Origin of the sequence: Streptococcus sp. WM07 (assembly GCF_004570525.1) — a bacterium.
In the GTDB taxonomy this organism is placed as follows: domain Bacteria; phylum Bacillota; class Bacilli; order Lactobacillales; family Streptococcaceae; genus Streptococcus.
Genome location: NZ_SPPZ01000063.1, coordinates 1 through 8,753 on the forward strand (window position 1 = coordinate 1; position 8,753 = coordinate 8,753).

General features: G+C 39.3%; 8 protein-coding genes and 2 pseudogenes. 6 read left to right on the forward strand and 4 right to left on the reverse strand.

The window, feature by feature from the left end; genetic code table 11:
* Window positions 1-146: 146 nt before the first annotated feature.
* The 3 genes and pseudogenes from E4T71_RS07435 to E4T71_RS07445 all read left to right on the forward strand — a co-directional run.
* Window positions 147-923, forward strand: a pseudogene (locus tag E4T71_RS07435) (IS3 family transposase); the annotation flags it as partial.
* Between the two features lie 268 nt (window positions 924-1,191).
* Window positions 1,192-2,400, forward strand: a complete 1,209-nt coding sequence (locus E4T71_RS07440) for an ATP-binding protein (protein ID WP_135038581.1) — start codon at window positions 1,192-1,194, stop codon at window positions 2,398-2,400.
* A 43-nt stretch (window positions 2,401-2,443) separates the two neighbouring features.
* Window positions 2,444-2,929 (forward strand): YkgJ family cysteine cluster protein, encoded by a 486-nt coding sequence (locus E4T71_RS07445; protein ID WP_135038583.1) that lies wholly within the window; start codon window positions 2,444-2,446, stop codon window positions 2,927-2,929.
* Between the two features lie 153 nt (window positions 2,930-3,082).
* Here the strand turns inward: E4T71_RS07445 and E4T71_RS07450 are convergent, their stop codons facing one another.
* On the reverse strand, window positions 3,083-4,111 hold the full coding sequence (locus E4T71_RS07450; protein WP_135038585.1) for an AAA family ATPase: 1,029 nt from the start codon (window positions 4,109-4,111) through the stop codon (window positions 3,083-3,085).
* 272 nt (window positions 4,112-4,383) lie between these two features.
* The gene (locus E4T71_RS07455) at window positions 4,384-5,355 is read right to left on the reverse strand and encodes an aromatic acid exporter family protein (protein ID WP_135038587.1); all 972 of its coding nucleotides are present in this window, start codon (window positions 5,353-5,355) and stop codon (window positions 4,384-4,386) included.
* 87 nt (window positions 5,356-5,442) lie between these two features.
* Between E4T71_RS07455 and asnA the strand changes: the two genes are divergently transcribed.
* Both asnA and E4T71_RS07465 read left to right on the forward strand, forming a co-directional pair.
* Window positions 5,443-6,435 carry an aspartate--ammonia ligase gene (gene asnA, locus E4T71_RS07460; RefSeq protein WP_135038589.1) on the forward strand — a complete coding sequence of 331 codons (993 nt, stop codon included), beginning with the start codon at window positions 5,443-5,445 and terminating at the stop codon, window positions 6,433-6,435.
* A gap of 15 nt (window positions 6,436-6,450) precedes the next feature.
* Entirely contained in the window at window positions 6,451-6,660 is a 210-nt protein-coding gene (locus E4T71_RS07465) for a hypothetical protein (RefSeq protein ID WP_135038591.1), read from the forward strand.
* Window positions 6,661-7,007: 347 nt separating this feature from the next.
* On the opposite strand, the gene dhaQ is transcribed toward E4T71_RS07465, so the two are convergent.
* Window positions 7,008-7,991 carry a DhaKLM operon coactivator DhaQ gene (dhaQ, locus tag E4T71_RS07470; RefSeq protein WP_135038594.1) on the reverse strand — a complete coding sequence of 328 codons (984 nt, stop codon included), beginning with the start codon at window positions 7,989-7,991 and terminating at the stop codon, window positions 7,008-7,010.
* A 9-nt stretch (window positions 7,992-8,000) separates the two neighbouring features.
* Entirely contained in the window at window positions 8,001-8,348 is a 348-nt protein-coding gene (locus tag E4T71_RS07475; RefSeq protein ID WP_228062382.1) for a TetR-like C-terminal domain-containing protein, read from the reverse strand.
* A gap of 317 nt (window positions 8,349-8,665) precedes the next feature.
* Between E4T71_RS07475 and E4T71_RS07480 the strand changes: the two are divergent.
* Window positions 8,666-8,753, forward strand: a pseudogene (locus E4T71_RS07480) (IS5/IS1182 family transposase); the annotation flags it as partial.

The window sequence follows — 8,753 nt, forward strand, 5'->3', positions numbered from 1 at the left end:
GTGTTTGAGAAGGATTCGCGAGATAATGTACTTGGCTTTGCATATCATGTCCTCAATTCGTGGTGGTTTTGAATTTATGATACGCAAAGTTTTTTATTATTTCTACAACTAACTAGCACAACGGGTATAGTTTATTTGGTTCAGTTAAAATGACACTTATGTTGAACAATAAGCTAGAAGCTGGAGAAAAACCAATCTACCGACGGACTGTAGCTCGTTTGATGTGTGTGAACAATATTTATTCCAACAAAGCAAAATACAAGAAGCGGAAACGTTATACCACTTCAACACCTAATCAGACAGCTGAAAATATTCTCAATCGTGAGTTTAATTCAAAACGACCAAACGAAAAATGGTATATCGATATTACAGAAGAGAAAGTTTCTGGAACAAACCGAAAAATATACCTATGTGCAATCTTAGATCTATATGATCGCTATATTGTTGGCTATGCAATAGGTAACAGAAATGACACGGCACTAGTGAATTCAGCTATTAAGAATGCCCTTAAAGAAGAACCAGATAGTCAGGCCTTACTCCATAGTGATCGAGGATTTCAATTTACAAGAAAACCTTTTGCCCACATGTTAGAAAAACAGGGGATGAGTCAGTCAATGTCTCGGGTGGGTCGGTGTATCGATAATGGCCCATTAGAAGGTTGGCAAGGACAAATAAAGGAGATGCGAGAGGTGCTATATCCCCATGTAGCTACTTTCGAAGAGATGAAGGAAGCCTATGAAAAGACAATTGATTACTACCATCATCATGATCCACAGGAGAGATTTGGAGGAAAGACACCTGCACAAGTAAGAGCTGAGGCAAAGGCAAATCCAAAACACGTAACCCACTATCCAATTAAGCAAGCTAAAAAATACATTGATTTTTGGAAAGATATTGCCAATAAGAAAAACCAAACCGCCTAAACTAAAGGCAGTCTGGTATCAAACATTTTATTTATTTCAACTGTCTACTTGACACGGTACGTATCATAAAGATTGTAGATTTGATGCGTTTTGTTTTGTAATATGGTCTTTTTGGATGATGGCTAGTCTGTCGTTTCTTTGTCTCTTCAAATTTTTAAACCAAGGAGATTATTTCCAATTGATTGGAAATATCTATCAAAAACGACCATTATTTCCAGTTGATTGGAAATAATGGTCGTTTTTGTTATACTGTTAGAGAGGTGATTCAATGAAATGGATAAATAGACCGGAGTATGTAGCTTTTTTAAACAGGCATCGGAATCGGCAGGTTATCAAAGTTATCAGTGGAGTCAGACGAGCAGGTAAGTCTGTACTGTTTCAGCTTTTTCGGAAAGAACTGATTCAGTCTGGAGTGGCAGAAAATCAGATTTTAGTGATTAATTTTGAAGATCTCCGTTACTATGAATTGAGAGACTTTCGGGCTTTAAATAGGTATTTAGAGGAGCAACTCCAAACGCAGGAGACCTACTATATTTTTTTAGATGAAATCCAACATGTGGATCAGTTTGAATTGGTTGCCGACAGTTTGTTTATAAAGCCCAATGTTGATCTGTATCTGACAGGTTCCAATGCCTATTTTATGAGTAGTGATTTGGCAACAAATTTAACGGGACGGTATGTTCAGTTAGAAGTTCTTCCCCTATCCTTCTCAGAATATGTAGCTGGGCGAGAGGAGGATAGTTTATCGCCAAGCCAATTATTCAATGCCTATTTGTTTAGTGCCTTTCCTTATTTGTTACAAACAGAGAGTTATCGAGAGCGTATTGAATATTTGCAAGGGCTATATTCAACGATCTTGTTGAATGATGTTTTGCCCAGGGCAGGTGCAGCTAGTCCAGATTTGTTAGAGCGTTTGGTACGGACGCTCCTTAGTAGTATGGGGAGTCCAATTTCTACGAATAAAATTCGGAATACCTTGATTAGTCAAGGGGTAAAGGTTTCCAATACCACCTTGGAAGGCTACCTAGATGCCTTGCTAGATTCCCTATTGTTCTACGCTGTGCCTCGTTTCGATGTAAAAGGGCGAACCCTTTTGCAAAGACTAGAAAAATTTTACTGTGTTGATCTCGGTTTTCGCCAATTGTTGTTACCAGATCATCAAGAAGATTTAGGGCATATGATTGAAACGATTGTTTATTTGGAATTAAGACGGCGTTTTTCCAAAGTATATGTAGGAAATATCGGTAAATATGAGGTGGATTTTATTGTTGTCACAGAAACAGGGGCTTATCAATATTTTCAGGTGAGTCTGTCAACGCTGGCTCCTGAAACACTAGAGCGCGAACTTCGTCCGTTGCAAGCCATCGATGACCAGCACCCTAAATATCTTCTGACACTGGATCAGATACAGCCAGAAGCCAATTATGATGGGATTCAGAAAAAGTCGCTCATTGATTGGCTGTTAGAGGATTCGTAGGTATGCTATAATTTTGATAAATATTGGAGTAAGGAAAAGAAAAATGGATTTAGAACGGTATCATCAGTTGGCTTTGCAGAAGCAAAAAGAGCATCGGAAGTTTCTTTCGGGATTGAAGAAGAAGCCTCCTAAAAATCTCGATCAACTCAGTCAGGAAATTCATGCAGAGGTGTTTGAGGAAATTGATTGTATTCAATGTGCTAATTGTTGTCGTCATTTAGGTCCTTTGTTGACAGAGGCGGATATCACGCGCATTTCGAAGACTTTTCGCATGAAATTATCCGCCTTTGAAGAAGCTTTTCTGCGCGTGGATGAGGATGGAGATAAGGTCTTTCAATCCATGCCCTGTCCTTTTATCGGAGATGACAATCTTTGTTCGATTTATGATGTTCGGCCTAAAGCTTGTCGGGAGTTTCCCCATACGGACCGTAAAAAGATTTATCAAATCAATCATTTAACCATTCAAAATACCCTCATATGCCCAGCAGCCTACCTTTTTGTTGAGAAAATGCAGGAAAGGCTGAAATAACCCTTTTTCCTTTTTAACATGTGAAGGACTAAAACCTCCCATCAGTTTTTCCTATTTAGCTGATGGGAGGCTTTGTGTTTATAGGGATGAAATAGTGTGAAAAGTTCTAGGGGTCTTTAGAATGTAAATCATCATTACTCGATTAGTATCGTTTTAGAAGTTTTCAAGATAACTATCAAATTCTGGTAAAATTAAATCGACATATCCACGTTGTGGCTGAAAAATAAGTCCTTTATCGATAAGTCTATACTTATAGGTATTAACAAGGTTTTTATCCCATTTTGTTTCTTCAATTATACCAGCTATTTTCGTCTCTGATTTAATAGCTTTCAAGAAGATTTCATCATTCTCTGATAGTCGTTGTTTGATCAGTCGATAGGCATTCTTTCCTAGTAAATATCGAAAATCTGGAATAATATCTTTGATATCGTCAATGGTTGTACATTCTTTCTCATACATTAATTGACCTAACAATTGAAAAGCATAGGCATACCCTCTGGTTTTCTCTGCTGCATAACCAGCAGCAGAACGATCAAGTGATAGATGTTTGAGGTAAGCCTCTTCAATATCATCGATGGTAAGAGGAGAAAGTACAATCATATTTGAACGTAGTAGAAAAGTTAAAATTTTATCGGTAATGACTTCATTAATATCTTCTGGAAGACCTGTTGAAACAATACTAATAGGAAGGTCTTTACGGATAAGAAGCTGAAACAGTGAATATAATTCCCTAATACCGTTAGAACTGGAAATTTCATCGATTAAAATGATGATTTTGCGATTGGCTTTTTGACAAATGGTTAGTAGCTCAATCAGCTGTTGTTGATTTGTGGTCTTTTGAGCTTGTACATTTTCAATGGTTAGCCCTAATATATTAAAGTTTTTAACCTGTATAGAATTGCTTAGAGTAATTTCCCTACCAACCTTATAGCTTAATTCTGCAATTAACTCGGATACAATGGAGGGGCTATTAATCAGTGTTATAGGAATCCAGTGCTCTGGTAATTCATTTTCTAACTTTGTGATAAAGGTGGTTTTTCCTGATCCTCGAACTCCTGTAATGATAGTAGATTGCGCATCGGAGTAAGGGTTATCAAGGTTTTTTAATAGGTTCTCAAATTCCTGATTTCGATTTAAGAAAACCTTAGGTGATTTACCAAATATGGTCGTGAATGGGGTCATATTGTCTCCTATATACTGGTATATACTTTTTTGTTTTATTATATACTGGTATATACTTTTAGTCAAATATTTAAAAAATAATGAAACTATTCTTCTAAGTTTCTCTTGAATTAGGCTGACAACTATTCTGGTTAAAGTAAAGAGCCTCAGTAGTTCTGAGGCTCTTATAGGAGATTATTATGAAAAAGAAAAGTTTTAGGAGTCGTTGAGGTCTTCCTCAACTGTAAGTACAGTATACCTTTCTTTTCTTAAATGAAACTTATAGTTGCGGTTTATTCGTCTGTTAGTTGGTCGTGTGGATAGCGTTCATAGAAGTGAACTTTTAATTGGATGAGGCGCTCCAGGTCACGGAAGATTTGGAGAAGCATGGAACGGGATTCGAATTCTTCACGGCTTTTTGGAAGAGGGCGCTCGCGGAAGACTTGGAGGTAGTGGTCAATGCGATGGATTAAATGAATCGGAGTTGATTTATCTTCCAGTTGTTGAGCGATATCCTTGAATAGCTGAGCTAGAATGAGGCTTTCTTCGGCAGAGAAGTGGCAGTGGTTGATGTCTTCGACCATCTGTTGGAGGTAATGACTTTGTTCGAGTCGCATCTCAAAGTAATGCACTTCGTAATCCGTTCGTTGGAAGAGTTGGTTGGATTGATCACGGTAGACCAGTTCTAGGCCAGCTTGAATTTCACGTTCAAGTTGTCGGATGCGATAGATTTCATCGCTACTTTCACCGGTTGAGAGGATATGGTGGAAACGTAAAAGGATGCTTTTGAATAGGAGTTCTACGCGATCTTTGGCTGCGATTATATCTTTTTGGTAAGAAGGCATATAAATATTGGCTAAGAGAGCAAAGCCAACTCCGATTACGAAAAGGCCGATTTCATTTAGAATAACAGGGACTGTTAAACTACCTGCATCCAGTAAATGGAATACGCCAACAGTGGAGACGGACAAGCCGATGTCCCACTCGTATTTGTAGGCCATAGGGATATAGATACTCATACTAAGAACAAAGGCCCAGATATTCAGACCAAATAAACTAAAGCAGATAATCGCTGCGAGTATGGCTGAGGTCATGCTTAAAATTCGACGTTTAGCAGTTAGGAGTGTCGAGCGTCGTGTATCTAACAAACTGAGTAAGCCGATAATACCAGCGGATGACGGATAGTTGAGTCCGAAAAATGTGGCCAGTTGGACAGCTAACCAGATGACCAAGATAACTTTGATACTTTTTTGAAAAATGGACATGGAGCCTCCTTGATTTTTTCTAATTTTAGTGTATCATATACCTAACTTTAGTAGAGGTCCTGAGGACTTGAGAATGAAGGAGTAACTATGAAAAAAGACTTTATCCATCAGCAAGAAGAGATTTCCTTTGTTAAAAACACCTTTACCCAATACCTCCAAGACAAATTAGAAATTGTTGAGGTGCAAGGTCCGATTCTATCTCGTGTTGGGGATGGAATGCAGGATAACTTGTCTGGGATTGAGCATCCAGTAGAGGTGCATGTGAAGCTAATTCCAGAAGCAACCTATGAAGTCGTTCATTCTTTGGCAAAGTGGAAACGTCATACACTGGCTCGTTTTGGCTTCAATGAAGGAGAAGGTTTGTTTGTTCATATGAAGGCTCTACGTCCGGATGAGGATTCCTTGGATCCAACTCATTCTGTTTATGTAGACCAGTGGGACTGGGAGAAGGTGATTCCAGATGGTCAACGGACGTTGGCTTATCTGAAGGATACAGTTGAAAAAATCTATAAAGCTATCCGTCTAACAGAGTTGGCCGTGGAGGCCCGGTACGATATCGAAGCCATTTTGCCAAAACAGATTACCTTTGTGCATACAGAGGAGTTGGTTAACCTTTATCCCGACTTAAGTCCAAAAGAGAGAGAAAATGCTATCGCTAAGGAATATGGGGCGGTTTTTCTGATTGGAATTGGAGGTGTGCTAGCAGATGGTCAACCGCATGATGGCCGCGCACCGGATTATGATGATTGGACAACTGAGACCGAGAATGGCTATAAGGGCTTGAATGGGGATATTCTGGTCTGGAATGACCAGTTGGGTTCTGCCTTTGAGCTTTCTTCCATGGGAATCCGAGTAGATGAAGATGCTCTCAAGCGCCAAGTGGCCATTACTGGTGATGAAGACCGCTTAGAATTTGATTGGCATAAAACCCTGCTTCGTGGTTTCTTCCCGCTGTCGATTGGTGGTGGTATTGGTCAGTCTCGTCTAGCGATGTTCCTCTTGCGGAAAAAACATATTGGAGAAGTGCAGTCCAGTGTCTGGCCCCAAGATGTCTATGATAGCTTTGACAATATCCTTTAAGCGGATGGTGTGTGAATGGAACGGCATCCTGCTAAAGGGACTCGAATGGTCAAAACCATGGGCTGGGAGAATGGCATTATGGAAGTTGAATATGTCAGTGGTCTGATTCATCAGTATCATGATGTTACCGAAGACCAATTTATCCGAGCTGCTACTGGTAATATTGATAAAAAAGTCCGCTTAATCGGTAAAAGCCATCGCTTTACAAGAGTGGAGAAGGAATAAGAATAAAAAGGTCGAGTTTTCAGTCTCGGCCTTTTTACGACATTAGGTTTTGAACAGAAGGCTGACACTTAAGGAACTTTCCAATCGGGATGCTTGAAAAATTAAAAAATGGCGAAGAAAGGCGATGATAGGAGACTGGGTAACAAGTCTAAAAAATAGAAGGCAGCTTAGAATTACGTTATTAAAAAACGTTGATTCTAAGCTGCTTTTATCTATTCAAATTTCAAGCGAAGCCGGAAATTGTCAGTTTTTGCTCAGCCTCTATTATGAACGAGGCGTGACCTACACATAATCAATGAGTTTATCAAGGAGACTTGATAAATTTCGATTGTAAAAATTAAGGAATCTTACCAAGCAAAGGCAGTGGTTGGTGCTAGTAAAGCGTCTAGGTAGTCGTTTGTTGGACAGAGGGTGACGGAGATACCAGCCATATCCAAGCTGCTCATGAAGCGCCCGCTTTTGATGAGGGATGGACGGATTCCCTGGATATCTAGTAGTTGGAGTAGATCATGGGTAAAGACTCCCATTTCTAATTCACTGGTAGTTCCTAGATTATTGATGAGAAGAATATAGGAATCTCCAGTTTTCCAATGAAAATGTAGTCGAAGCTTGTTGAGAATTTCGTTGGCTAGTTGCTCTGAACTTTCAAAAGCTTCTAGTCGGTAGCCTTCTTCTCCATGGATACCAATTCCATAGGAGATATGGTTTTTTGGTATAGTAAAAATATTCCGTGTCTTTTCAAAGAGTGTACTTGTTTTGGAGGCAAAGCCAATGGTAGCTATTTGGCTGGATAGAGTTAATCCTAAACTTTCCAACTCTTGTAAGTTTGCTCCAGCTTGTGCGGCCTGTCCCAAGATTTTATGAAGAAGAATAGTTCCGGCAAGTCCCCTACCCCTGATATGGTATTTTTGTTTATTTTCAATTGAGATATCATCGTGGGAGAGGATGTAGGATATCTGGTGGCCTGCTTGTCGAGCTTCTTGGATGGCACTCCTAAATTCAAGAAGGTCAGCAGGGAAATTTTTAATAATCAGAAAAACTCCCTGACCTTGGTCTAAAAATCGGATAGCTTTGAGGATTTCTGCTTTTTTGGGGGGAGTAAAGAGTTGTCCGTAAAGAGCCCCCGTCAGCATGCCTTCTCCCACATATCCCATATGAGCGGGCTCATGACCCGAACCGCCACCGGATAGAATGGGAATGAGTTTAGGGTCATGAGCCTTCAGATAAATGAGAGGTAGCTTGGGATGCTTGGCTAAGTGTGGGTGTAAGGCAAGAGTTGTCTCGATATAGGCTGGAATAGCCTGATCTGTTTGATTCTGTATAGAGGTCATAATCATCTCCTATTTCAGTCCAGTGATTTCTGCTAAGATGTAGTCTGGATGGGGTTTGGGAATTTGGCCTTGGACCACTTGTTTGATGGTTTCTGCCAAGGCTAATGCTTGATAGTTTTTGTGAAAGCTGAGAAAGGTTTGGTCTGTAACGATACTAGGATGAGTAGGGTATTCTTTGAGGATTTTTTCGACAATGAGTTGGCAATAGTCGATGAAGTCGGTATAGAAATTATTTTGACCTTGAATCTCAAAGGCTTTTTGGTAAAACGTTTCTTCTTCTTCGAGATAACGGAATAATTCTTGGACGAGACGTTTTCCAGAGATGAAATCTAAATTGTCTGTGATTTGTTCTTTCAAGTCATTTTGGAAAATCCAATCTAGGAGTTGATACTTATCTAGAAAGTGATTATAAAAGGTTTGCCGACGAATGCCTGATCCATGATGATGACAATAGATATTTTCTCGAAATCGTTTTCTGCTAGTAAATTTTTAAATGCTTTTGCGATACGTTTTTTTGTAATCAGGGATGATGCCATAGGATACCTCGCTTCTTCCTATTATTATTCTAGCAAATCTCCTTTTCGAACAGGGACAATTTTTGTGTTTTGTCCCTTATCTTTTTTGCATTTTAAAATTAGACTTCCTGCGAAACAAGGATATGATAAAATAGAAGCATGAATTATGAATCCAGTAAAAAACTTTCCGATTTACGCTTTAAACGCCTAGTTGGTGTTGAGAGAAGAACTTTTGACAAAATGCTAG